Source organism: Rhodanobacter sp. AS-Z3 (assembly GCF_029224025.1).
Taxonomy (GTDB): Bacteria; Pseudomonadota; Gammaproteobacteria; order Xanthomonadales; family Rhodanobacteraceae; genus Rhodanobacter.
In genome coordinates this window covers 1,974,203-1,998,892 of sequence record NZ_CP119392.1, presented here as the reverse complement: position 1 = coordinate 1,998,892, position 24,690 = coordinate 1,974,203, and the positions used below count along the sequence as shown (strand labels likewise).

Sequence of the window (24,690 nt, the reverse complement as noted above, 5' to 3'; positions counted from 1 at the left end):
GTCTAATCTGCGCTATCATCCCGGCCCATGGACACCGACCGCAACGGCGTACGCCAATATATTCTCGACACCGCCAAACCGATCATTCTCGGCAAGGGGTTCTCGGCGGTGGGGCTAAACGAGGTATTGAGCGCGGCCGACGTCCCCAAGGGCTCGTTCTACCACTACTTCAAGTCCAAGGAGCTGTTCGGCGAAGCCCTGCTGGACAGCTATTTCGACGACTACCTGACCCAACTGGATGCGTTGCTCTCGCGCCCCGGCCACACGGCGGCCGAACGCTTGATGGCGTACTGGCAGCAGTGGCAGGAGAGTCAGGTCGGCGACTGCGTCGACGGCCGTTGCCTGGCGGTGAAGCTGGGCGGTGAGGTGTCCGACCTTTCCGAAGCCATGCGTATTGCCCTGCATCGCGGTACCGACCGGGTCATTGATCGACTGGCCCGCTGCATTGGCGAAGGCATCGCCGATGGCTCGCTGGGCTCGCACCTGGACGCCAGGCAGACGGCCCAGACGCTGTATGAAACCTGGCTGGGTGCCACCTTGCTCAGCAAGTTCCGGCACGACCGCAGCAGCCTGGATGGCGCCATGGCCGCGACCCGGCAATGGCTGCAACTGCCGTCCGACAACCACCCTTCCGAATGAACCCCGCCGCGTCAGCGTGCGCGGCTGAGCTTTGCCCACAATTTAGACGACCGGTCTAATCAAGGAGCTTTCCATGCAGAATTTCGAATTCCACAACCCCACCCGCATCGTGTTCGGCACCGAAACGATCAGCAAGCTGGACACCTTGTTGCCCGCGTCGGCCAGGGTGCTGATTCTGTACGGCGGCGCCAGCGCCCAAGCCAACGGCACCCTGGATGAGGTCAAGGCCGCACTTGGCCAGCGGCACGTCGAGGAGTTTGCCGGCATCGAACCGAACCCCACCTTCGAGACGCTGATGCGTGCGGTGGAGCAGGTGCGCGAGCAAAAGCTGGATTACCTGCTTGCCGTGGGCGGCGGTTCGGTGATCGACGGCACCAAGTTTGTCGCGGCGGCAGTGCCGTTCGAAGGCGACCCGTGGAGCATCCTCGAAAAGCACGGCCGCAATGTGACCACCGCTTTGCCGTTTGGCAGCGTGCTCACCCTGCCCGCCACCGGTTCGGAAATGAACAACGGCGGCGTGGTGACCAAGAAGGCGATCCACGCCAAGCTGGCGTTCTCCAGTTCGCACACGTTCCCGCAGTTCTCCATCCTCGACCCGACCAGGACCTACACCCTGCCGCCGCGACAGATTGCCAATGGCGTGGTGGATGCCTTCGTGCACATCGTCGAGCAGTACCTGACCTACCCGGTGCAGGCCAAGGTGCAGGATCGCTTCGCCGAAGGACTGCTGCTGAGCCTGATCGAGACCGGCCCGGAGGCCCTGGCCCATCCGCAGGATTACGACACCCGCGCCAACCTGATGTGGATCGCCACACTGGCCCTGAATGGCCTGATCGGCGCCGGCGTGCCGCAGGACTGGAGCACCCACATGATCGGCCATGAGCTGACCGCCCTGCACGGCATCGATCACGCCCGCACGCTGGCCATCGTGTTGCCGGCCAGCCTGCACGTGCGTCGCGATGCCAAGCATGCCAAGTTGCTGCAGTACGCCGAGCGGGTCTGGCAGATCCACGACGGCAGTGAGAACGAGCGCATCGACCAGGCCATCGAAAAGACCCGCACGTTCTTTGAGCAGATGGGTATCGCCACGCGCCTGCCCGATTACCAACTGGATGCCGAGTCGATCGACGTCATCGTGGCGCAACTGGAAGCCCACGGCATGACCCAGCTCGGCGAGCATCGTGACGTCACCCTGACGACCAGTCGGCGCATTCTGGAAGCCGCACTCTGAGCCGTCCTGCCGTACCTGTCCTGTCAAAAGAGATCATCCCCATGTCTGCAAACCCGTCCATGCAACGCGCGATCGTGCTGAACTCCCGGCCGGTCGGCGCGCCCACCGCTGACAACTTCCGCCTGCGCGAAACGCCGCTGCCCGAGCCCGCCGACGGTCAGTTGTTGTTGCGCACGCTCTACCTCTCGCTTGATCCATACATGCGCGGACGCATGAACGACGCCAAGTCGTACGCCGAGCCGGTGGCCATCGGCGACGTCATGGTCGGCGGCACCGTCTCGCGGGTGCAGGCCTCCAGGCATCCGGACTTCAAGGAAGGCGATCTGGTGCTCGGCTTCAGCGGCTGGCAGGACCATGCACTGTCCGACGGTAGCGGCCTGAGCAAACTCGATCCGCAGATGAAAACCCCGTCACTGGCGCTGGGCGTGCTGGGCATGCCCGGCTTCACCGCCTACATGGGCCTGCTCGACATTGGCCAGCCCAAGCCCGGTGAAACCGTTGTCGTCGCAGCCGCCAGCGGTGCGGTGGGTTCGGTGGTCGGTCAGATCGCCAAGCTCAAGGGCTGCCGCAGCGTCGGCATCGCCGGTGGTCCGGAGAAGTGCCGCTACGTGGTCGAGCAACTGGGCTTCGATGCCTGCATCGATCATCACGGCGCCAACTTCGCCGCCGAGCTGGCCGCCGCCTGCCCCGAAGGCATCGACGTGTATTTCGAGAATGTCGGCGGCGCCGTCTTCGATGCCGTGTTGCCGTTGCTCAATACCTCGGCGCGCGTGCCGGTGTGCGGCCTGATCGCCAACTACAACGACACCGCGCTGCCCGACGGCCCGGATCGCTTGGGTCTGCTGGCGCGCACCATCCTGACCCGCCGCATCCGCATGCAGGGCTTCATCATCTTCGATGACTACGGCCATCGTTACGGCGAATTCATGCAGCAGATGAGCCAATGGGTGCAGGCGGGCAAGATCAAGTTCCGCGAAGACATCGTCGAAGGACTGGACCAGGCACCGCAGGCTTTCATCGGCATGCTCCAGGGCAGCAATTTCGGCAAGCTGGTGGTCCGCGTTGCCGGCGAATGAAGCCTGACGAGCCAGAATGCTCGCTCCCCCTACCCCCATTTCAAAAAAGGAAAATGCATGAAAATCCTGATGGTACTGACCTCGCACGACAAACTCGGCGACACCGGCAAGAAGACCGGCTTCTGGCTGGAAGAATTCGCGGCGCCCTACTACGTGTTCAAGGACGCGGGCGCGCAGGTCACCGTCGCTTCGCCGCATGGCGGACAGCCGCCGCTCGATCCCAAGAGCGACGATCCGTCGGCGCAGACCGACGCGACGCGCCGTTTCAAGGATGACCACGCCGCGCAAGCCGTGTTGGCCAGCACGCACAAGCTGCAGGATGTCTCCGCCGCCGATTTCGACGCCGTGTTCTACCCGGGCGGCCACGGCCCGTTGTGGGATCTGGCCGAGGACAGCCACTCGATCGCGTTGATCGAGACCACGCTGGCCGCCGGCAAACCGGTAGCCGCCGTGTGCCACGCGCCCGGCGTGCTGCGCCACGTGAAGTCGCCCGACGGCAAGCCACTCGTACAAGGCAAGTCGGTCACCGGATTTACCAATACCGAGGAAGCAGCAGTCGAGCTGACCAAGGTGGTGCCGTTCCTGGTCGAAGACATGCTGAAAGAGAATGGCGGCAACTACAGCAAGGCCGGCGACTGGCAGCCATACGTGGTCACCGATGGTCGGTTGATCACCGGCCAGAATCCGGCCTCGTCCGCGCCCGCCGCCGAGGCGTTGCTGAAGATGCTGGGTTGATCGACCGCCACCAGCGACGCCGTAACGGCATCGCTGGTGGCTCCACATCACGCCAGCTGCAGCAGATCCCAGCCATTGCCGTAGAGATCGTCGAACACCGCCACGGTGCCGTAAGCCTCCTGGCGTGGCTCTTCGCGAAAATGCACGCCGGCGGCGCGCATGCGCTGCCAATCACGCTGGAAGTCGTCGGTGTTCAACAGCAGGAATACGCGGCCACCGGTCTGATTGCCGATACGCGACCGTTGTTCGTCATTGACCGCTCTGGCCAGCAGCAATCGCGTCTCCCGCGAACCTTGTGGCGCCAGCAAAACCCAGCGTTTGCCGCCACCCATGTCGGTGTCCTCGACCAGCTCGAAACCCAGCGCTCGCGTGTACCAGGCAATCGCCTCGTCGTAATCGGCAACCAGCAGCGCCAGCGCGCCCAGATGTTGTGTCATGGCATGTCCATCATGGTGGGAAGCGGACCGAGTTCGGCCTGCAGTTTTCTCGATAGCTTCGTGCGGATCGTGGCGTAAGCATCCCGCAGCAGTGCATACAGTTCAGCCGTAGTGAAGCGCCAAGGCTCGGTGACCGCGATCCAGTGTGCACGTGCCAGGTACGGCGCGGGAATCATCCCGGGCAAATCGGTCAACTCAAGAAAGCGATCGTCCGCCACCTTGAAAGCCAGCCGACCATCTGCGCGGCCATCCAGGTGCATCATCACGAACATCTTGCCGCCCACGCTGAAGACCAGCTTGTCGCCCCACTTGATGTCTCGAACAACTCCGGGCCAGAGGCCACAAAGCCCCTCCAGTTGGGTCACCGACATACCCATGGGTGGGGTGTTCTTGCTCATGGGAAGCCCCTGCGGTTTCGTCATGCATAGGCTGCCAGATCGCCAGACCTTCTGCTTTCCTGCGTTCCGTACCGCAACACGAACAAGCGACAGCGAAACACAATTGGCAGCCCACAGCACAAATGGCGGCGAATTGATCATTGCAAATTCATGCTGCGATGCACACAATACGCGAAAGTATGGAGCTGTCATGATCCCTGCCATCGATTTTGCCGCACCCTCCCGCTACGCCGCGCTGCCACCACGCAGCAACGAGCGTTTCGCGCGTCCGCAGGTCGCCACGGCCTCGCACGGCGAGTTGGTACATACCCAGGATGGTCTCGAACTGCTACTTCGTCCGATTGAAGCCGGCGATGTAGCCGCCATGCAGCGCTGCTTCACCCGACTCTCGCCGGAAGATATCCGGCGCCGCTTCCTGCATGCGATGTCCGAGCTGCCCGCACCGATGGCGCAGCGGCTGTGTCGCATCGATCCCGCGCTGGAAACGGCGTGGGTGCTGATGGACGAGTCAGCCACACCTGCCGAGATGCGTGGCGTGGGACGTATTTACGTCGATGAAGCCAGCGACAGCGCGGAGTTCTCGGTGCTGGTGGAACACGACTGGACCCGCCGAGGACTCGGCGCCCTGCTGATGCAGCGGTTGGTCGACGACTGTCGTCACCGCGGGATTGCCGAATTGTGGGGCTACGTGCTGTTCGAGAACCGCCCGATGCTACAGCTATGCCAGGAACTGGGTTTCGTCCAGCACTTGATGCCGGACGAACCCGGCACGGCGCAGATCACGCTGAAGCTCTGATCGGGAAACGGCACCCCGACAATTGCGCTCGGCTTGCAGTGGCGCGTAACTGACGAGCCAAACCGGGGAGCCGACAGCGCATCGCGGTACACTTGTCCGCTTTCCCCGGCGCGGCTCGATCGCGGCGCCCAGCACCCGCGCGCCCATGTCCAACCTGATCAAGCACCCGCCCCTGCCAACCACGCCCAAGCAGCGCCGCTACTGGACGCCGCCACACGGTTCCGCTCGCGCGCTGCTGATCGCCGAAGCGGCGCGCTCGCACGACGGCCTGCTGGTGGCGGTCACGCGCGATACGCAACGCGCGCAGGCGCTCGAATCCGAACTGAAGATTTTCGCCGGTGGCTTGCCGGTGCTGCCGTTCCCGGACTGGGAGACGCTGCCATACGACGTCTTCAGTCCCCACCCTGAAATCGTCTCCCAGCGCATCGCCACGCTGTATCAGCTGCCGAACGTGAAGCGCGGCGTGCTGGTGGTGCCGATCGCCACCCTGATGCAGCGGATTGCGCCGCGTTCGCACATCACCGGCTCCGGACTGGTGCTGGCCAAGGGACAGAAATTCGACCTGGCCGCCGAACAGCGCCGACTGGAGGCTGCCGGCTACCGGCATGTGCCGCAAGTCGCCGAACCTGGCGACTTTGCAGTGCGCGGCGCGCTGCTCGATGTCTTTCCAATGGGTACGGACGAGCCGTATCGCATCGAATTGTTCGATGACGAAGTGGACTCGATCCGCAGCTTCGATCCGGAAACGCAGCGCTCGCAGCAGCAGGTCGAAAAAGTCGAACTGCTGCCGGCGCGCGAATTTCCGCTGACCGATGAAGCAGCGAAGGAATTTCGCGGCAACCTGCGCGAACGCTTTCCGATCGACGTGCGTCGCTGCCCGCTGTACCAAGACATGAAGGAAGGCGTGACGCCCGGCGGCATCGAGTACTACTTGCCGCTGTTCTTCAAACAAACCGCCACGCTGTTTGACTATCTCGCCGACGACGCTTTGTTCGTGCTCGGCGAAGGTACCGGCGAAGCCGCCGATCAGTTCTGGGCACAAACCGAAGCTCGCTACGACCAGCGGGCGCACGACATCGAGCGCCCGGTGTTGCCACCGGCCGAGCTCTACCTGCCACCGGACAAGCTGCGCGAGCAGTTGAACAAGCGGCTGCGTGTGGAAGTGGTCGATGCCAGCCACGAGCACGCGGTCGCCGTGGGCACGCAGCCCGCACCGGATGTTCCGCTCAACCGCAAGGGCGAAGAACCGGGTAGCTCGCTCAGGCACTTCTTGTCCAGCTATCCCGGCCGCGTGCTGATCGCCGCGGACTCGGCGGGACGACGCGAAGCGTTGATCGAGACCCTCGCCAGCGCAGAATTGAAGCCACAGAACATCGAGAGCTGGGCTGATTTCCTGCCGCCCACGCAAAGCGACGGCCCGAAATTCGCCATCACCATCGCCAGCCTCGAACAGGGCTTCGCGCTGACCAAGCCCGTGCTGACCGTGCTTACCGAGCGCGAACTGTACGGCGAGCGCGTGCGCAGCGAACGCGACCGCAAGCGCCGCCGCGGCACTGCGCGTGATCCGGAAAGCATCATCCGCGATCTCACCGAACTCACCCTCGGCGCGCCGATCGTGCATGTCGATCATGGCGTGGGCCGCTACCAGGGCCTGCAGTCGATGGACGTCGGTGGCATGGATGGCGAGTTCCTCACCATCGAATACGCCAAGGGCGACAAGCTTTACGTGCCGGTGGCGCAGCTCGGTCTGGTCAGCCGCTATTCCGGCACCGCGCCGGAACTGGCACCGCTGCATTCGCTGGGCGGCGACGCATGGGAGCGCGCACGCAAGAAGGCCGCGGAAAAAGTGCGCGACGTGGCCGCCGAACTACTGGCGATCTACGCGCAGCGCGCAGCCCGCGGTGGCGAGTCGATGCCGATTGATCGTCAGCTGGTGGAGGAGTTCGGCAGCACCTTCCCGTTCGAGGAAACCCCTGATCAGGAAAGCGCGATCGAGGCGGTGCTGGCCGACCTGGCCGCACCGCGTGCGATGGACCGCGTCATCTGCGGCGACGTCGGTTTCGGCAAGACGGAAGTCGCGCTGCGCGCCGCGTTTGCCACCGCCACGGCCGGCAAGCAGGTCGCCGTGCTGGTGCCGACCACCCTGCTCGCCCAGCAGCATTACCGCAATTTCGCCGACCGCTTCGCCGACTGGCCGGTGCGCGTCGACGTGTTGTCACGTTTCAAATCCGCCAAGGAAGTGAACGAGGCGCTGAAGCGTCTGGCCGATGGCCAGATCGACGTGATCGTCGGTACCCACAAGCTGCTGCAGCCGGATATCAAGTTCAAGAATCTGGGCCTGGTGATCGTCGACGAGGAACAGCGTTTCGGCGTGCGCCAGAAGGAGCAGTTGAAGAAGCTGCGTGCCGAAGTCGACCTGCTGACGATGACCGCCACGCCGATCCCGCGCACGCTGAACATGGCGATGGCCGGTCTGCGCGACCTGTCGTTGATTGCCACGCCACCGGCACACCGCTCCGCCGTGCGCACCTTCATTTCGGCGTGGGACCCGGCGACGATCCGCGAGGCACTGCAGCGCGAGCTATCGCGCGGCGGTCAGGTGTACTTCCTGCACAACGAGGTACAGAGCATCGATCGCACGGTGCGCGAGCTGCAGGAGCTGGTTCCCGATGCGCGCATCCGCATCGCGCACGGCCAGATGCCCGAGCGCGAACTGGAAGGCGTGATGGCGGACTTCCATCGCCAGCGTTTCAACGTGCTGGTATGCACCACCATCATCGAAACCGGCATCGACATCCCCACCGCCAACACCATCATCATCGACCGCGCCGATCGCTTCGGCCTGGCGCAGTTGCACCAGCTGCGTGGCCGCGTCGGTCGTTCGCATCATCGCGCCTACGCGTATCTGGTCGTGCCCGATCGCAAGTCGATCACCGCCGATGCGCAAAAGCGCCTGGAAGCACTGGCCTCGCTCGAAGAACTTGGCGCCGGCTTCACCCTCGCGACGCATGATCTGGAAATTCGCGGAGCCGGCGAACTGCTGGGCGACGAGCAATCCGGGCAGATCCAGGAAATCGGCTTCGGTCTGTACACGGAGCTGCTCGATCGGGCGGTGCGCGCGCTGAAGTCCGGCAAGATCCCGGACTTCGACCTCAGCAGCGAACACGAAACCGAAGTCGAGCTGCACCTGCCCGCACTGATCCCGGACGATTACCTGGGCGATGTGCACGCACGCCTGACCTTGTACAAGCGCATCGCCAGCGCGCGCAGCGAAGACGACCTGCGCGATCTGCAAGTGGAGATGATCGATCGATTCGGCTTGCTTCCGGATAGCACCAAGCAACTGTTCGCCGTGGCCAGCCTGAAACTGATGGCCACCCCGCTAGGCATTCGCAAACTCGATTTCGGTGCCAACGGTGGACGGATCACTTTCCGCGAAAAACCCGAAGTCGATCCCATGGCGATCATCAAATTGATCCAGCAACTGCCGCGCGTCTACAAGCTGGATGGCCAGGACAAACTGAAAATCATGCTTGAGCTGCCCGGTGCCAGCGAGCGCATTCGCAGCGCACAGGAAGTATTGATTCTGTTGGGAGCGCGTCGCCCCGGCTGAGCCAGCGGATTGTTGTGCCGCTGACACCCAGCGTCGCGACTGGACCAGTTTCTACTGCGCGCACAACCTTCCCACGACTGACTGCTCAGCAGGAATCGCGACAAACCTGCGCCTTGCGGCACTCTCAAGGCCATTGGCACGGCCCGTGCTTTCCTGAATATCAGCAAAGGCCAGCCGAACAGATAGTCGACCCGCTGGAAGGGGAAGCCTCTGAATCGGCACAGGTTGGGGCAATAATCAGCAGGCGCCAGACACCATCAGGAAACGGCGCCCCCCCCCTATCACAACCAGGATCAAGCAACGGCACTCACGCAACACCATGGCAGTTCGGAGAACGGCAGATGGAAAAGCTGCGCGCACTACTGACCTCGCGTCGTCCAGCACGCGTCTGGCGCGGCTGGTTGTTGACCCTGCTTGTGCTGATCGCCGGCGCAAGCCATGCGGCCACCCCGCTCAATGGCGCCTGGCGTGTGGCACGCACGGGCGATACACCGGCCCGTATCCTGAAGGACTACCGCGCCGGCCTGCTGCACAGCTTTGACCCCTCGTTGCTGCAGCGGTTTCCCAACGATGGTGCCGGCAGTTGGGTGGTCATCGCACCGCAGCCGCCCTGGAAGGCGGTGAAGCAGGTGTTGACGATCTATCCGCCGACCTTCGCCGAAGTCACCGTGATTTCCGGCGCAGCCGCGCAAACACTGGCGCTGGATGATTTCAGTGCACCGTTCCACGGGCACGGCCGACTGGCCTGGCAACTGCCCGACGATCTGTCGTCGCGTGCACCGATTCTGCTGCGATTCCAGCCAAGCAAAACGCTGGCTGCGCCGGTGCGTTTCGACATCCAGTCGTTGCACGACTACGCGCAGCAGGACGCCCAGTGGCTGGTCTTTGCCAGCGCCTGCTTCGCGGTGATGCTGGCCATGGTGTTGATGGCGATCTGCTTTGCCGGCATGTTGCGCGATGTCACTTACGCCTGGTATGCCGGCTACATTCTTTGCTACAGCATCATCCAGGGGATTCAGACGGGTTTCGTGTTCCATCCGCTGGAATGGGAATGGCTGTCGGGCATGGCGACATTGACGGGTTCGGCGGCGGTGGCACTGTCGGTCGCGTTCGCGTCACTGTTCATGATCCGCTTCTGCGAGCTACCGCGTTATGCCCCGCTGCTGCGCGTGCCGATCACCGCGTTGGCGGTGGGCATGATCCAGTTGGTACTGATGCGCAGCAGCCAGATTCCACTGCTGGTGACCGTGGCTCAGATCCTGCTCAATCCGTTGCTGATGCTCGGCGCGCTGTTGCTGTTGCTGGCCGCCATCGTGGCTGCCATTCGCGGCTCGCGTCAGGCGTGGTTCTTCCTGGCCGGCTGGACGCCACTGCTGCTGTTGACTGCACTGAGCAGTGCCCAGGTGGACGGTGCACTGCCCCATATCGACTGGCTCAGCGATGGCAGCCTTGCCGGCGGCGCGTTCGAAGCGCTGGTGTTGTCCATCGGACTGGCCGACCGCACGCTGCGGTTGCGGCGCGACAGCGACCTGGTGCGCGTACTGGCCGACCGGGACGTGCTCACCAATGCACTCAATCGCCGTGCCTGGGTGGAGCGCGCCAACGTGATGTTGTCCGATGGCAAGCCGCGACCGATCGCCATGTTGTTTCTCGATCTGGATCACTTCAAGCAATTGAACGATTGCCACGGCCACCATGCCGGCGACCGCGCACTGGTCGAAGTAAGCAAGGCGCTGACCGCCGAACTGCGCCCGGGCGACCTGCTCGGGCGTTACGGTGGCGAGGAATTCGTCGCCATTCTCGACAACACCCAGTCCGCGCAAGCGATGCAGGTGGCCACGCGTTTATGCCGCCGCGTATATCGACTGGAGATTCCCGTTGACCGTGACTCCGGCCTGCTCAGCGTCAGTATCGGCATCGCCACCCACCGCGAAGGTGACAACGTGGAAAGTCTGGTGGAGCGTGCCGACCAGGCGATGTACGACGCCAAGCTCAAAGGCCGCAATCGCGTCTGCATGTACCGTGGCGCCACCACGGATGTCGGTGAAACCGGCACCAGCCGGCGGCTGCACATCGTGGAAAAACGCGAATCGGACGGCTAAGTTCAGCGCAGCCAACCCGTCGTCTACTGCCGCGCAGCCAACTCGCGCGCCGCTGCCACCACATCGGCCTCACCCGGCAACACCAGCAACGCAGCACCAGCGAGCGGCGTGAACGTATCGGCACCCACTACGCGATGCAACGGTGTGCCACCACAGCCACCTTCGACGATCGCGGTGATCACACCCTCGCCCACGCCGGCGCTCTTGCGACCTTCGTCCAGCACCAGGATGCGCCTGGCAGTCTTTGCCTGCGCCGCGATGAAAGCATCGTTGAGCGGCGCCAGCCAGCGCAGGTCGATCACGCGCACTTGCCAAGCCAGTTCTTTTTCGATCGTGCGGGCGGCGCGCAAAGCCATGGGTACGCCATTGCCAAAGGTGAACACCACCAAGTCGACCGCGGCCTCGTTGTAGACGCGTCCTTCGCCCAGGGTCATCGCCTGATCCAGTGCCGGATAGTCGAACTGCCACTGGCCGTCACCGGCTTCGTACAAGTCCTTGGTCATGTACAGCGCGATCGGTTCAAGGAACGCGCAAACCCGCCCATCGACTTTTGCCAGCGCCATCAGCGTGCGCAGCATCATTGCCGCGTCGTCGCCACGGCTGGGACAACCGACGACCAGGCCGGGAATGTCGCGCAGCGCCGTAATCGAGTTGTCGTTGTGGAAGTGGCCACCGAAGCCCTTCTGATAACCCAGCGAGGCGACTCGCATCACCATCGGGTTGCGGTACTGATTGTTGGAGAAGAACTGCAGGGAAGCCGCCTCACCACGGATCTGGTCACAGGCGTTGTGGAAATACGCCAGATACTGAATTTCCGGCAGCGGCAGCATGCCCATGTTGGCGTAGCCCTGCGCAAGGCCGAGAATCATCGTCTCGTCCAGCAGCGTGTTGAATACGCGACTGCCCTTGAACGTCTTGTTCAATCCCTTGGTGACGGTATACACGCCGCCCTTCTGTGCCACGTCCTCACCGAACAACAAGGCCTCGGGATACTTCGCCAGCAGGTCGTGCAGCGCCTGCCCGATCTGGATCGCCAGATGACGCGGCGGCAGCTTTTCCGGCAGTTTCGCTTCGCCGCCAAAGACCGCCAGACGCTTGTCGGCGTAATCAGCACGCGTCGCCTCAGCCTTCACGGCGGCTGGCGTGTACGGCGCCAGCGGTTTCATCACGTCTTCCAGCGAGGTCAGCCGGTGGCGGGAGTCGGCATCTTCGGCGGCAGCGAAACAGCGCTTGCGGGTGGCCTCATACAGGTTCAGCACCTCGTCCTTCGAATACAGTCCCGACTCCAGCGCAATACCCGCCGAACGCAGCAACGGATCGGTCGACTCCACCGCAAACAGTTCTTCGATACTGCGCCACTCGATCTCGAAATCCGTACCGGCATGACCCATCACGCGCGTGGTCTTGAGATGCAGGAAAGTCGGGCGGCGCGTGTTGCGGCAGTGTTCCACCGCGCGCTGCACCTGTGCATAACCTTCGGCCAGATCCAGGCCATCGGCAAAAAAGTAATCGAGGTTGGCGCGATGCTGGTAGTTGTTTGCCACCCAGCCCGACGGCGTCTTCACCGAAATGCCGATGCCGTTGTCTTCGCACACGAACAGCACCGGCGCGGGCAACTTCTGATACGCCGTCCATGCTGCCGTGTTGAACGCTGTCTGCGCACTGGCGTGATTGCTCGAAGCATCACCGAACGAGCAAATCGTGATGCTGTCATCAGGAATGGGCAGTTGGTGCCCAATGCGTCGCGCCTGCTCGATCGCTACCGCCGTGCCCAGCGCCTTGGGCAGGTGCGAAGCAATCGTCGAGGTCTGCGGCAATACCCACAACGGCTTGCTGCCCCAGACCTTGTGGCGCCCACCAGACGCTGGATCGTCCTTGCTGGCAGCGAACGACAGCGCCGAGTCCATCACCGGGTCCATGCCGGGAATCTTGCGGAAACGCTCGGCCATGAAGCCGCCGGAGCGGTAATGCAGGAACGCCGGATCGGTGTGGCGAGTCAACCGCGCCACCATCGCATTGCCTTCATGGCCAGACGATCCGATCGTATAGAACACCTTGTTCTGCACGCGCAGCACGCGCGCCATCAAGTCGAGGTGGCGCGAAATCAGCTGCGATTCGAACAACTCGCGAAACCCGCGCGCATCCAGCGCACTGCCCGGCAGCACCGCCTCACCGTCACGCGGGGGGGAGCGAACGTCACCGTTCCAGAACTGCACGAACTCGATGAAGTTCTGGTCGACGATCTCGGCACGGTTGAAACCCTTGTGGCGAGCGCTGATGGCAAACGGAATGGCAGTCATGGTGAATTCTTGTGAGTTGAGTAAACAGCCGCCATGCGGCCATCAATGAACGGAAACGATGGGTACGGCAAACGCCGGAGCCCTCAACGCGTGCAGCGCGGCCAGCCGGCGCAGGTCTTTTTCGCGCCCGAAGCTTTCGCAAATGCGGATCTGGTCGTCGATGGAAGGTACCGGCACGGCCATGCCGTTCACGCCGGCAAGCACCAGTTTTCCCGGCAGTACAGCCTGCCAGTGATCCTCGGCATGGAGTTCCAGCGCGCCCATCACTTCCACAGCGACGCCGGAAAAACGAAAACGCGCGAAGTGCGAACGGAACCGCTGCTCAGCGGCAGGAACGAAGGCAGCCTCGCGGCGCGGCGCCCAGCATTCCGTCAAGGTATCAGCGTCCGCGCGCGAGGTCAGGATGTCGACATCTGCAGCACTGGTTTCCGCACCCAGCAGCAGTGCCGCGGTGCTGCCAATCACGCACCACGGATCAGCACAGTGCACGTACAGATCCGGCACAATCTCGAGCAACGTGGCATACAGCGCGGGCGACAAGTGGCTCATGCGCGATGCCGGCGCCATTGTTCGCGCGTCTGCGCCCAGATTTCGGTGGGTGAATCCTCGTAAGGCTCCGGCAGTTTGCCGGGGCCGCGACATTCCGAGCCAAGCCGTTGCGCGAGTGCCTGCGAGGCATGGTTGTCAGGATGGATGGAATGGATCATCTCGTCCCAGCCCAGCTGATCGAAAGTCCAATCAATCGCCGCAGTGCAGCCTTCCAACGCGTAACCCTTGCCCCAGGCGCTGCGTACCAGTCCCCAACCCACTTCATTGCCGGGCCAGCCATCCGGGCGCCACGGCCCGAGCCGTCCGATCCATTGACCGCTGCTTTTCTCGATCACCGCAAACATCGAAAATCCCTGAATCATCCAGGCGCCAGCGCCGGTGAGGAAGCCACGCCACGCCACAGGGCGCGCCTGCTGACCGCCGATAAAGCGGGCCGCCTCGGCATCGGCCATGTTGGCCGCGTAGGCGTCGAAATCCTCCGCCCGCGGCGGCCGCAGGATCAGCCGCTCGGTCTCGATGCGCAGCGAATCGACATCCATGGGCGCGACGCCTCGTTTCAGAATGCGTTGATGCCGGTCAGCTCGCGACCAACCACCAGTTCGTGCACGGTCTCGGTGCCTTCATAGGTGATCACCGATTCCAGATTCAGCGCATGACGGATTGCGCCGTGCTCGGTGGTGATGCCGGCGCCGCCGAGGATGTCACGGCACTGACGCGCGATGTCGATCGCCATGCGGCAGTTGTTCCACTTCGCCAGCGACACCTGGGTCGGCTGCATCTTGCCGGCGTCCTTCAGACGGCCGAGCTGCAGCGAGAGCAGCTGCGCGGTGGTAATGCGCCGGGCCATGTCGGCCAGCTTCAACTGCACCGCCTGGTTGGACGACAACGGACGGCCAAACAGGATGCGCTCACCGGTGTAGTCCAGCACTTCCTTCAGACACGCCTGGGCCGCGCCAATCGGGCCCCAGGTGATGCCGTAGCGCGCCTGGGTCAGACAGCCCAGCGGCCCCTTCAGGCCCTTCACGTTCGGTAACCGTGCGCTGTCCGGTACGCGCACGTTGTCGAAGAACAACGCGCTGGTGACCGAGGCGCGCAGGCTCATTTTCTTGTGGATTTCCTGCGCCTTGAAACCGGCGGTATCGGTCGGCACCACAAAGCCCTGGATACCGTCATCGGTCATGGCCCAGACGATCGCGATATGCGCCAGGTTGCCGTTGGTGATCCACATCTTGGCGCCATTGATGACCCAGTCGCCGCCATCCTTCTTCGCATGCGTCTTCATGTTCGCCGGATCGGAGCCGCCATGCGGTTCGGTCAGGCCGAAGCAGCCGATCACTTCACCGGCGGACATGCGCGGCAGGTACTGTTTTTTCTGCTCTTCGCTGCCGTAGGCAAAGATCGGGTACATGCACAGTGAGCTCTGCACCGAAGCGAAGCTGCGCAGACCGGAATCGCCCCGCTCAAGCTCCTGGCAGATCAGGCCGTAGCTGACCGCATTCATGCCGGCACCGCCGTATGCCTCGGGAATCGTCGCGCCGAGCAAGCCCAGCGCAGCGATCTCCGGAATCAGCTCCTTCGGGAAGCGACCCTGGTCGAAGCAATCGCCGATGATCGGCAGCACGCGCTCGTCGACGAAGCGGCCGACAGAGTCCTGCACCATGCGCTCTTCATCAGTAAGCAACGAGCGGACATCGTACAGATCGAGCGGGTTCAGACTGACGGCCATGGTGACTCCGATGATGAGCGCGGAAAACCGCTATTGTAGCGTCCCGGGGGCGTCCCGGTGACCCCTTCGCCATCCTTCCGCCGTCGATCATCCGGTAGCCCATGTTCAAAGGCGTCATGCTCGGTTTTGCTGCGTTCGCTGCGTTTGCACTCAGCGACGCGTTCGTGAAGTCGCTGCACGGGTTGTTGCCGGCCTATGAAGCGGTTTTCTTCGGTGCCGTACTGGGCTTGACTGCCCTGCCCTTCATCAGGAAGCCGGGCGATCGCTGGCACGACGTCGTGCTGGCCAGGCGCCAGGGTCTGTGGCTGATACGCGCAGCAGCCAGTGCGGTGGGCAGCATCGCTGCGGTGATAGCCTTTACCGCCTTGCCGATGGCCGAGGCGTTTGCACTGATCTTTCTGCTGCCGATCTTCGTCACCATCCTGTCCGTGCTGGTACTGAAGGAACATGTCGGCTGGCGCCGCTGGTCGGCGGTATTGGCGGGCTTCATCGGCGTGCTGGTGGTGCTGCGGCCCGGCTTTCGCGCGCTTGGCATCGGACATCTGGCGGCCATCGCCTGTGGGCTGTCCGGCGCGATCTCGATGATTGCCCTGCGCTTGTCCGGATCGCACGAGAAGCGCGTAACACTCTACGGCGCCGGAGTTATCGGCTCGCTGCTGGTTTCCGGGCTGCTGATGCTGGCTGATTTCCACTGGCCCACACTTTTCCAGTGGTCGCTGCTGCTCGGCTACGGATTGCTCGCCGCGCTTGCCTCGGTGTTGTTGATGCTGGCCACCCAACTGGCGCCGGCGAACCATGTCGCGCCTACCCAGTACAGCCAGATGCTGTGGGCCGTGCTGCTGGGTTATCTGGTGTTCCACGACGGGCTCGACGGCTTCATGGCGGTGGGCATCGTGATTATTCTCGGGGCGGGTTTGTTCACCCTGATACGCGAGGAAAAAGTCACCGGATGGTGGCAACGCATGCGCATGCTCTGAGCGGCGGCAGCGCCCTTGTGCGCAAGAGCTTGCGCTATTCTCGGGACATTCCAGGGGAATCGTACGGCATGAAGTCACCGAGCGTCGCCAGCGCATCGTCCAGCCACCGGCCCATCCGACCGAACCAGCGCGACTTGTTGCCACAACGGGTTTACCGTTTCCGCATGCTCGGCATGGGTCTGGCCGGCTTGCCGCTGGCACTGGTGCTGCTCGAACACCACGCGCCGATCGGCAGCTGGCTTTGGGGCATCTTCACCGCGCTGGTGTGGCCACAACTGGCGTTTTGGCGTGCCCGGCGCAGTCCCAAACCTTTCAACGCCGAACTGCACAACCTGATGTTCGACTCGGCAATCGCCGGCTCGTGGGTTGCACTGATGCATTTCAACGCGCTGCCATCAGTGCTGTTGATCACCGTGGCTACCGCCGACAAGATCAACACTGGCGTGCGGAACCTGTGGTGGCGCTCGTTGCCAGGCGTGCTGCTGGCGATTCTGGTTGGCGGGCTGCTCACCGGCTTCGCCTTTCATCCAGCCACCAGCATGTCGGTACTGCTGGCCTGCCTGCCGCTCATGCTGATTCACACCTTGGGCGTCAGTCTGGCCAGCTACCGGCTGGTGCGACGGGTGCAACAGCAGAACCAGCGACTGGACGAACTTAGCCGTCTCGACGTACTCACCGGACTGGACAATCGCGGCTCGTGGCAGGAACGCGCCGAAGCGCTCTTGCAGCAGCGCCACACCCGCCAGCATGCCGCGACCTTGATCATGGTCGACGTGGATTCGTTCAAGCAGATCAACGACCAGCATGGTCACATTCTGGGTGACGACGTGCTTTGCAGCATTGCCGCCATCTTGCGCCACGGTCACGGCGAAGCGGCGTGCATCGGCCGCTTTGGCGGTGACGAATTCGCCATTGCGCTGCCTACCAACCTGGCCGAAGCCAGCGTGGTGGCCGAGCGCATCCGTCACACGGTGGAGCAACTTAACTTGCCGCAGGCCCCTGGTTTGCGCTGCTCGGTCAGTCTGGGATTGGCCGAGGCCACTGACACGGACAGCAACCTGCGCGAATGGATCGAGTCAGCCGATCGTGCGCTTTATCGCGCCAAGCAGGCCGGCCGCAACCGTGCATCCAGCGAAAACGAAGTGAGCCTCGCGGAGGCCTGATTCAGCGGTTGCTCACCCCATGCGGCACGTGCCCGGTAGCCACATGTTGGCGCGCCGATTCCACATTGGCCGGTGAGTCGTCGAAGAAGATATCCGCACCAAATGCATCGAGAAACGGACCTTTGTCGCGACCACCGAGGAACAAGGCCTCGTCGATGCGCACGCCCCAGCGACGCAAGGTGAGGATGACGCGTTTGTGCGCCGGCGCCGAACGCGCGGTGACCAGCGCAGTGCGTATCGGCGAATTTTCCGCCGGAAATGCCGCCTGCAGGCGATGCAACGCTGTCAGAAAACCACGGAACGGGCCAACCGACAGCGGCTCGGCGGCGTGCTCCGTTTCGCTGCGATGAAACGCCTCCAGCCCTTCTTCACGCGACACCCGCTCACCCTCATCACCAAACAATACCGCGTCGCCATCAAACGCGATGCGCAGTTGTTCGCTGGCGCGTGGTGGCGCGGTGCTCGGCAGGATCGTCGCTGCGGCCACGCCAGCAACAAGTGCGCGCCCCACGTCCTCCGCGTTGGCGGAAAGAAACAGATCAGCCTTGAACGGCGCAATGTAGTCGGAGGTCGGCGCGCCACTGGTGAACGCAGCGCGGCTGATCTCCAGGCCGTAGTGCTGGATCGCATTGAAAATACGCAGACCCGTGTCACCCGAATTGCGCGACAGCAAAATCACTTCCACCGGGGGCACGTCGCCGGCCAGCTTGTTCAGGCCAAGCAGTTTCTGCACCAGCGGAAACGCCACGCCGGGCTGCAGGATCTCGTCCTCATGCTGGATCTGGAAGGAACGATACGCGTCGAGCCCATCGCGTTCGAACAAGGCATGACTGTCGCCCAGATCGAACAGCGCACGTGAGGAAATCGCCACCACCAGTCGTTGGTCGGTGGCGGCAGCAGGATCGTGGACGGTTGGCTGGTTCATGACAGGAATCTACCGCATCGAGCAGGAAGTGAGTGGAGAGGAGTGACAAATGAGAGCGATGCGGGTGATGCCGCCCTCACTCCTCTGCACCCACTTCTCGCTGGTTCACTCGGCCGCGAACTGCTCATCCAGGATGCGCTGCTCAAGATTGTGCTCCGGATCGAACAGCAGCCGCACGGACTGATCGCCGGACTGGTGGATGGACACGCTGCGCACGTCGCGCACTTCGCGAAAATCGGCTGTGGCACTGACCGGTCGCTTGGCAGGGTCCAGCACGCGCAGTACCACCGTAGTGCGATGCGGCAGGATTGCGCCGCGCCAGCGTCGCGGACGAAACGGACTGATCGGGGTGAGCGCCAGCACGTTGGCGTCCAGCGGCAGGATCGGGCCGTGCGCGGAAAGATTGTAGGCAGTGGAGCCCGCTGGCGTCGCCACCATGATGCCGTCACAGACGAGGTTGGGCAGCTTGACCGTATCGTTCAACTGGACTTCCAGGTGCGCCGCCTGATTGCTCTGGCGCAACAGCGACACCTCGTTGAACGCAAGGGCGGTGTGCTCGTTGCCGGCACCATCGGTGACCTGCATCTGCAGCGGAGACAGCGAGGCGGTGTGTGCGCGGGCGATCCGCTCGGGCAAGCCATCCAGCTGGTGCTTGTTCATCAGAAAGCCCACCCGCCCCAGTTTCATGCCATACACCGGCACTTCGAGTTCGCGGTAGGTGTGCAGGGTGCGCAGCATGAAGCCATCACCGCCCAACGCCACGATCAACTCGGCCTGCTCCGGTGGCACATCGCCGTAGCGATCGACCAGTTTGCGCCGTGCCTGCTGGGCGACACTGGCGTCACTGGCGACGAAAGCAAGGCGCATGGCAATCCCGAAGTGGCGGAAAGAGTTCCAAGAGTACGACAGAGCAGGCGCCTAACCCTAAATTGCCGATGCAGAAATGACTGATCCCACCCCTGCCGGGCAGGGATGGGATCAGATCAACGTTGCAAAACCCTCAGCGCAATACGCTTATACCGGCACCTGCGCCAGCTGGGCCAGACGCCGCACGGCCACCGAGACAATCGGGTAGTCCGCGTTCTGACTGAGGATTTCCGCCAGCATGCTGCGGGTGTACTTCAACGTGGCGTCATCACGCTGCAACCATGCCTGCACCGGCGAAACGTCCGTGCTGGCACCGCACAGGCTCAGCACCTGCAGCGCCAATGCACGATGCTGGTGGTTGAGTTCGTCCAGCAGCGAGCCGCGGGCCTGGGCATGCCAGTGACCATCGACCGGCAACGCCTCGATCTGGTCGCGCAGCCACGGCAGGTCCAGTGCCTGACCCAGTTCGTAGAACACGCCAGCGACCTTCTCGATCGGCTGGCCGCTCTGTTGTGCAATTTCGACCATGTCCAGCGCCGCACGCAGCTCCGGCATGCGGGCCAGGCGCAAGGCCAGATCGGCTGGCAGGCCAAGACCCTCCCACTTTTCCTGGCTGCACGCGAAGTCGTTCTTGCCGGTCGGCGTCAACACCTCGGGCAGTGCATTGCGCAAGCTCGACACCGCCGACTGGTAACGCTCTACGTTGGCCGCGATATCCAGCGAACCACCCGGGCGATTGAGCAGCCAGCGCGTCATGTGCCGCAGCAATGACCAGATCTGCTTGACCGCATCCACCTGGGTGTCTTCCGCAACCTTGGCGTCGAGCGCTTCGATCTGCGCCCACAGCGCACGCGCATCGAGGATTTCGCGCGCGGCGGTATACGCCTTGGCAATTGCCGCCGGCCCCTGCCCGGTGTCTTCCTGCATGCGCATCATGAAGGTGGCGCCCATGCGATTGATCGTCGAGTTGGTCACCGCGGTGGCGATGATCTCGCGCTTCAGGCGATGGCGCTGCATGTGCTCGGCATACTTTTCATGCAGCGGCAGCGGGAAGTAGCGCACCAATTCCTTCGACAGATACGGGTCTTCCGGCACATCCGAGTCCAGCAACTGCTGGAACAGGCGAATCTTGTCGTAGGACAGCAGCACCGACAGTTCCGGCCGGGTCAGACCCAGCCCACGCGCCTTGCGCTCAAGCAGTTCGGCATCCGAAGGCAGGTTCTCGACCTGGCGATCCAGTGTGCCTTCCGCTTCCAGTGTGCGGATGAAGTGCGCCATCGAACCGATGCGGCCGACGGACTGATGCTCCATCAAGGTGATCGCCTGGTTCTGCCGATAGTTGTCCCACAACACCAGTTGGCCAACCTCTTCGGTCATCGCCGCCAGCTGCGTGTTGCGCGCGTCGAAGGTCAATTCACCGCGCTGTACGGCATCGTTCAGCAGGATCTTGATGTTCACCTCGTGATCGGAGGTGTCCACGCCGGCGGAGTTGTCGATGAAGTCGGTATTCAGCAGCACGCCTTTCTGCGCCGCCTCGATACGACCTTTCTGGGTCATGCCCAGGTTGCCGCCTTCGCCGATGATTTTAGCCCGCACCTCGGCACCGTTGATGCGCAGACCGTTGTTGGCGCGATCGCTCACCTCGGCATGCGTTTCAGCGGTGGACTTGATGTAGGTGCCGATACCGCCGTTCCACAACAGGTCCACTGGCGCTTTCAACACGGCGCTGAGCAAATCGTTGGGTGCCATATGCTCGACGTCGGCCTTGAGCCCCAGCGCAACGCGAACTTCCGGCGAGATCGGAATCGATTTTGCACTGCGCGGATAGACGCCGCCGCCTGCCGAAATCAGCGATTTGTCGTAATCGTCCCAGCTCGAACGTGGCACATCGAACATGCGCTTGCGCTCGATGAAGGAGCTCGCTGCATCCGGCTTGGGATCGAGGAAAACATGGCGATGGTCAAACGCAGCCAGCAGCAGGGTGTGCTCGGAAAGCAGCATGCCGTTGCCAAACACGTCACCGGACATGTCGCCGATTCCCACGCAGGTGAAGTCCTGGGTCTGGCAGTCGCGATTGAGCGAGCGGAAGTGGCGCTTGACCGACTCCCACGCGCCCTTGGCGGTGATGCCCATGCCCTTGTGGTCGTAACCGTGCGAACCGCCCGAGGCGAACGCGTCGCCCAGCCAGTAGTTGTGTTCGATCGAGATCGCGTTGGCAATATCGGAGAACTTGGCGGTGCCCTTGTCCGCAGCAACCACCAGGTAGGGGTCGTCCGCGTCATGGCGCACCACGTCGTGTGGATTGACCACCTTGCCATCGACCAGGTTGTCGGTGATGTCGAGCAGGCCGTTGATGAAGAACTGGTAGCAGGCAATACCTTCGGCCAGCACGGCATCACGATCACCGCTGGTGGGTGACTTTTTGACGAAGAAGCCGCCCTTGGAGCCGACCGGCACGATGACCGTGTTCTTCACCATCTGCGCCTTGACCAGGCCCAGCACTTCGGTGCGGAAATCTTCGCGTCGATCGGACCAGCGCAGGCCGCCACGCGCCACCGCGCCGAAGCGCAAATGGATACCCTCCACTCGCGGTGCACACACCCAGATTTCGCGGTACGGCACCGGCTTGGGTAGCTCGGGAACCTTGTGCGAATCGATCTTGTAGCTGATGTAGTCGCGGTACGCGCCGTTCCACTGCTGGAAGAAGCTGGTACGCAAGGTGGCATGAATCAGGTTCACGAAACTGCGCAGGATGCGATCTTCGTCGAGGCTGGCGACATTTTCCAGCAGGATGCCGATGGCGCTTTCCACCACCGGGATCTGTTCGTTGCGCGACTTGCTCAACGCGGCCCCAAGCCCGTCGACCAGGGTCGGCTGCGCCGTCTGCACATTGGCCGGAATCAGCGCCTGCATTTCGGCCACCAGGGTGGCAGTAGCGGCCGTCAGTTCGGTGGCGGACAGGGCTTCACGGCGCGGATCAAACTTCGCCAGGAACAGCTCGACCAACAGGCCGGCGATCGCCGGATAGCGATTGAGGGTTTCCTCCATGTAGGTCTGCGAGAACGTGGCGCCGGTCTGCAGCAGGTACTTGCAATAGCCACGCAACATGGCGACCTGCCGCCAGTTCAACTTCGCGCCCAGCACCAGTCGGTTGAAGCCATCGTTCTCGGCATTGCCACGCCAGATCTGCTCGAACGCGTCTTCGAACAGTGCACCCACCTGCTGCACGCTGAAGGTGAGCTTGCCGACCGGCTGCACTTCGAAATCCTGGATCGACAGCGGCGCGTCACCGGAGACGTCATACACGTGCTCGGTCAGCACGCGCAGGCCGAGATTCTCCAACTGCGGCAGCACTTCGGACAATGCAATGTCACCGCCCGAACGATAGACCTTGAAGCGCAACGTTTCCGGGTCTTCCGGCGGGTGATAGAACGACATGCGCAGCGCATTGTCGCCTTGCAGCAGCGACAACTGGTGCACGTCCTGGGCCGCCACGGCCGGGCTCACTTCTTCGACATAACCGGCCGGCAGCGAACGCGCATAACGATTGGCCAGCACCACGCCTTCGTGTTCGCCGCGCAAGGCCACCAGCGCATCGCGCACTTCGTCCTGCCAGTTGCGCACGATGCCGGCGACCCCACGCTCCAGCTCGGCAAGATCATAGGTCGGCTGATCGCCGATCTTCGGCCGCAGCACGATGTGCAGGCGCGCCAGGGTAGCTTCACCCATCAGTACCGACGAGTCGATCTGCTCGGCATGCAGCGCCGAGCCCAACAGGTTTTCGATACGCTCGCGCACCGAGGTGTTGAAGCGGTCACGCGGCACGAACACCATGCAGGTGAAGAAGCGGCCATAACGGTCGCGACGCATGAACAGTCGCGTATGCGCACGCTGGCGCAATTCGAGTATGCCCATCGCCGTAGCGAACAGCTCGTCCTCGGTACCTTGCAGCAACTCTTCGCGCGGCAAGGTCTCCAGGATATGCCGCAGCGACTTGCCCGAGTAGGAGTCGCGCTTCAGGTCGGAACGTGACATCACCGCCTCGACCTTCTGCCGCACCATCGGCACATCCTGCGGACGGGCCATGTAGGCATTGGACGAGAACAGGCCGAGGAAACGCTGTTCGGCGACGGCGCGACCATCGGCGCCGAACTGCAGTACGCCGATGTAATCCATGTAACCGGCCCGATGCACATGCGAACGGGCATTGGTCTTGGTCAGGATGATCGCGTCGGTGGCGCCGGACTGCGGCAATTCAGTGGCAGCCAGCGTACGCAACGAACGCGGCGCGATCGAGCGCTCGGTACGACGCAGGATACCCAAGCCCGATGCCTCGTTCGCCCGCAGCACGCGATCGCCTTCGGCATCGGCCACTTCGTATTCGCGATAGCCGAGGAAGGTGAAATTTTCGGCAGCTATCCAGCGCATGAATTCGCTGGCTTCCTGCACTGATTCGGGGCTGATCGGCAGCTTGCGCTGCGGCAACTCGTCGGCAATCGCCAGCGCCTTGTCGCGCATCGCAGACCAGTCGTTCACCGCCGCCCGTACATCTTCCAGTGCCGCCTCGACCTGTGCGGTCAGCTGGGCCTGCTCAGCGGCATCGGCGACGCGATCGATCTCGAAGTGCATCAGCGACTCGGCCTGACCGGTCGCTTCGTTCAGCGACAACAGCTTGCCGGACGCATCGCGGACAGCCTTCAGCATCGGATGGATGACCGCATGAATCTGCAGGCGAGCCGACACGATCATGCTCACCGTGTCGATCAGGAACGGCATGTCGTCGGTGACGATCTGCAGCAGGCTGCGCCCCGAATTGGCATCAAGGGGGTTCAGCACGCGCACGCTGGCGCGTCCCACCTGACGTTGCTGCATGAAATCCAGCAGGCTGCCTACCACGGCCGCCCACTGCACGGGAGTGTGCAGATGCGCGTCGCCGCCTCCTACTCGTGCAAAGAATGCCTCGCAGAATACCTGCGCCTCGCTGAGGCGCTCGGGCGAAAAACCGCCCTGTTTCAGTTCTGCAAGTACTACTGACGGAAGGGAGGATTCGTTCGCCGCATGGGTGGCATTCATGGCATCTACTTGTCAGTGGAAACGATGGTGGGTAATGCAGGTAAAAAGCCTTGAAAGGATACGCCGCACAACCGAGTGAATCC

The 24,690-nt window shown here is 63.0% G+C and carries 18 protein-coding genes; 9 read left to right on the top strand and 9 right to left on the bottom strand.

Annotation, left to right across the window (positions count from 1 at the left end):
- Positions 1-27: 27 nt before the first annotated feature.
- The 4 genes from PY254_RS08710 to PY254_RS08695 all read left to right on the top strand — a co-directional run bounded on the left by PY254_RS08710 (position 28) and on the right by PY254_RS08695 (position 3,681).
- A complete protein-coding gene (locus tag PY254_RS08710) occupies positions 28-639 on the top strand; it encodes a TetR/AcrR family transcriptional regulator (protein ID WP_281015065.1) in 612 nt (203 codons plus the stop codon).
- A gap of 73 nt (positions 640-712) precedes the next feature.
- Complete coding sequence (locus tag PY254_RS08705) at positions 713-1,870, top strand: iron-containing alcohol dehydrogenase (protein WP_281015064.1); 1,158 nt, start codon at positions 713-715, stop codon at positions 1,868-1,870.
- 41 nt (positions 1,871-1,911) lie between these two features.
- On the top strand, positions 1,912-2,946 hold the full coding sequence (locus PY254_RS08700) for an NADPH-dependent curcumin/dihydrocurcumin reductase (RefSeq protein WP_281015063.1): 1,035 nt from the start codon (positions 1,912-1,914) through the stop codon (positions 2,944-2,946).
- A gap of 57 nt (positions 2,947-3,003) precedes the next feature.
- Entirely contained in the window at positions 3,004-3,681 is a 678-nt protein-coding gene (locus PY254_RS08695) for a type 1 glutamine amidotransferase domain-containing protein (RefSeq protein ID WP_281015062.1), read from the top strand.
- A gap of 47 nt (positions 3,682-3,728) precedes the next feature.
- Here the strand turns inward: PY254_RS08695 and PY254_RS08690 are convergent, their stop codons facing one another.
- Positions 3,729-4,118: a VOC family protein gene (locus tag PY254_RS08690; RefSeq protein WP_281015061.1), complete on the bottom strand. Its 390-nt coding sequence runs from the start codon at positions 4,116-4,118 to the stop codon at positions 3,729-3,731.
- A complete protein-coding gene (locus PY254_RS08685; RefSeq protein ID WP_281015060.1) occupies positions 4,115-4,657 on the bottom strand; it encodes an MmcQ/YjbR family DNA-binding protein in 543 nt (180 codons plus the stop codon). The genes PY254_RS08690 and PY254_RS08685 overlap by 4 nt, the downstream gene beginning before the upstream one ends.
- A gap of 49 nt (positions 4,658-4,706) precedes the next feature.
- Between PY254_RS08685 and PY254_RS08680 the strand changes: the two genes are divergently transcribed.
- From PY254_RS08680 to PY254_RS08670, 3 genes are all read left to right on the top strand, one after another.
- Positions 4,707-5,312, top strand: a complete 606-nt coding sequence (locus PY254_RS08680) for a GNAT family N-acetyltransferase (RefSeq protein ID WP_281015059.1) — start codon at positions 4,707-4,709, stop codon at positions 5,310-5,312.
- Between the two features lie 145 nt (positions 5,313-5,457).
- A complete protein-coding gene (gene mfd / locus PY254_RS08675; RefSeq protein WP_281015058.1) occupies positions 5,458-8,925 on the top strand; it encodes a transcription-repair coupling factor in 3,468 nt (1,155 codons plus the stop codon).
- Between the two features lie 341 nt (positions 8,926-9,266).
- Positions 9,267-11,027: a sensor domain-containing diguanylate cyclase gene (locus PY254_RS08670; RefSeq protein ID WP_281015057.1), complete on the top strand. Its 1,761-nt coding sequence runs from the start codon at positions 9,267-9,269 to the stop codon at positions 11,025-11,027.
- 23 nt (positions 11,028-11,050) lie between these two features.
- On the opposite strand, the gene PY254_RS08665 is transcribed toward PY254_RS08670, so the two are convergent.
- The 4 genes from PY254_RS08665 to PY254_RS08650 are packed head-to-tail and all read right to left on the bottom strand — an operon-like array spanning position 11,051 to position 15,602.
- Positions 11,051-13,327 (bottom strand): thiamine pyrophosphate-dependent enzyme, encoded by a 2,277-nt coding sequence (locus PY254_RS08665; protein ID WP_281015056.1) that lies wholly within the window; start codon positions 13,325-13,327, stop codon positions 11,051-11,053.
- A gap of 42 nt (positions 13,328-13,369) precedes the next feature.
- Positions 13,370-13,876: a nucleotidyltransferase family protein gene (locus PY254_RS08660; RefSeq protein ID WP_281015055.1), complete on the bottom strand. Its 507-nt coding sequence runs from the start codon at positions 13,874-13,876 to the stop codon at positions 13,370-13,372.
- Positions 13,873-14,415, bottom strand: coding sequence for a GNAT family N-acetyltransferase (locus tag PY254_RS08655; RefSeq protein ID WP_281015054.1), 543 nt, complete (start codon positions 14,413-14,415; stop codon positions 13,873-13,875). The genes PY254_RS08660 and PY254_RS08655 overlap by 4 nt, the downstream gene beginning before the upstream one ends.
- Before the next feature lie 17 nt (positions 14,416-14,432).
- A complete protein-coding gene (locus tag PY254_RS08650) occupies positions 14,433-15,602 on the bottom strand; it encodes an acyl-CoA dehydrogenase family protein (RefSeq protein WP_281015053.1) in 1,170 nt (389 codons plus the stop codon).
- A 101-nt stretch (positions 15,603-15,703) separates the two neighbouring features.
- Here PY254_RS08650 and PY254_RS08645 point away from each other — a divergent pair, with 101 nt between their 5' ends.
- Entirely contained in the window at positions 15,704-16,579 is an 876-nt protein-coding gene (locus PY254_RS08645; protein WP_281015052.1) for a DMT family transporter, read from the top strand.
- Positions 16,580-16,647: 68 nt separating this feature from the next.
- The gene (locus PY254_RS08640; RefSeq protein ID WP_281015051.1) at positions 16,648-17,742 is read left to right on the top strand and encodes a diguanylate cyclase; all 1,095 of its coding nucleotides are present in this window, start codon (positions 16,648-16,650) and stop codon (positions 17,740-17,742) included.
- Position 17,743: 1 nt separating this feature from the next.
- Here the strand turns inward: PY254_RS08640 and PY254_RS08635 are convergent, their stop codons facing one another.
- The 3 genes from PY254_RS08635 to PY254_RS08625 form a co-directional block, all read right to left on the bottom strand.
- Positions 17,744-18,667 (bottom strand): 5'-nucleotidase, encoded by a 924-nt coding sequence (locus tag PY254_RS08635; protein ID WP_281015050.1) that lies wholly within the window; start codon positions 18,665-18,667, stop codon positions 17,744-17,746.
- A gap of 105 nt (positions 18,668-18,772) precedes the next feature.
- Positions 18,773-19,534 carry an NAD kinase gene (locus PY254_RS08630; protein WP_281015049.1) on the bottom strand — a complete coding sequence of 254 codons (762 nt, stop codon included), beginning with the start codon at positions 19,532-19,534 and terminating at the stop codon, positions 18,773-18,775.
- A 147-nt stretch (positions 19,535-19,681) separates the two neighbouring features.
- Positions 19,682-24,607 (bottom strand): NAD-glutamate dehydrogenase, encoded by a 4,926-nt coding sequence (locus PY254_RS08625; RefSeq protein WP_281015048.1) that lies wholly within the window; start codon positions 24,605-24,607, stop codon positions 19,682-19,684.
- Positions 24,608-24,690 lie beyond the last annotated feature (83 nt).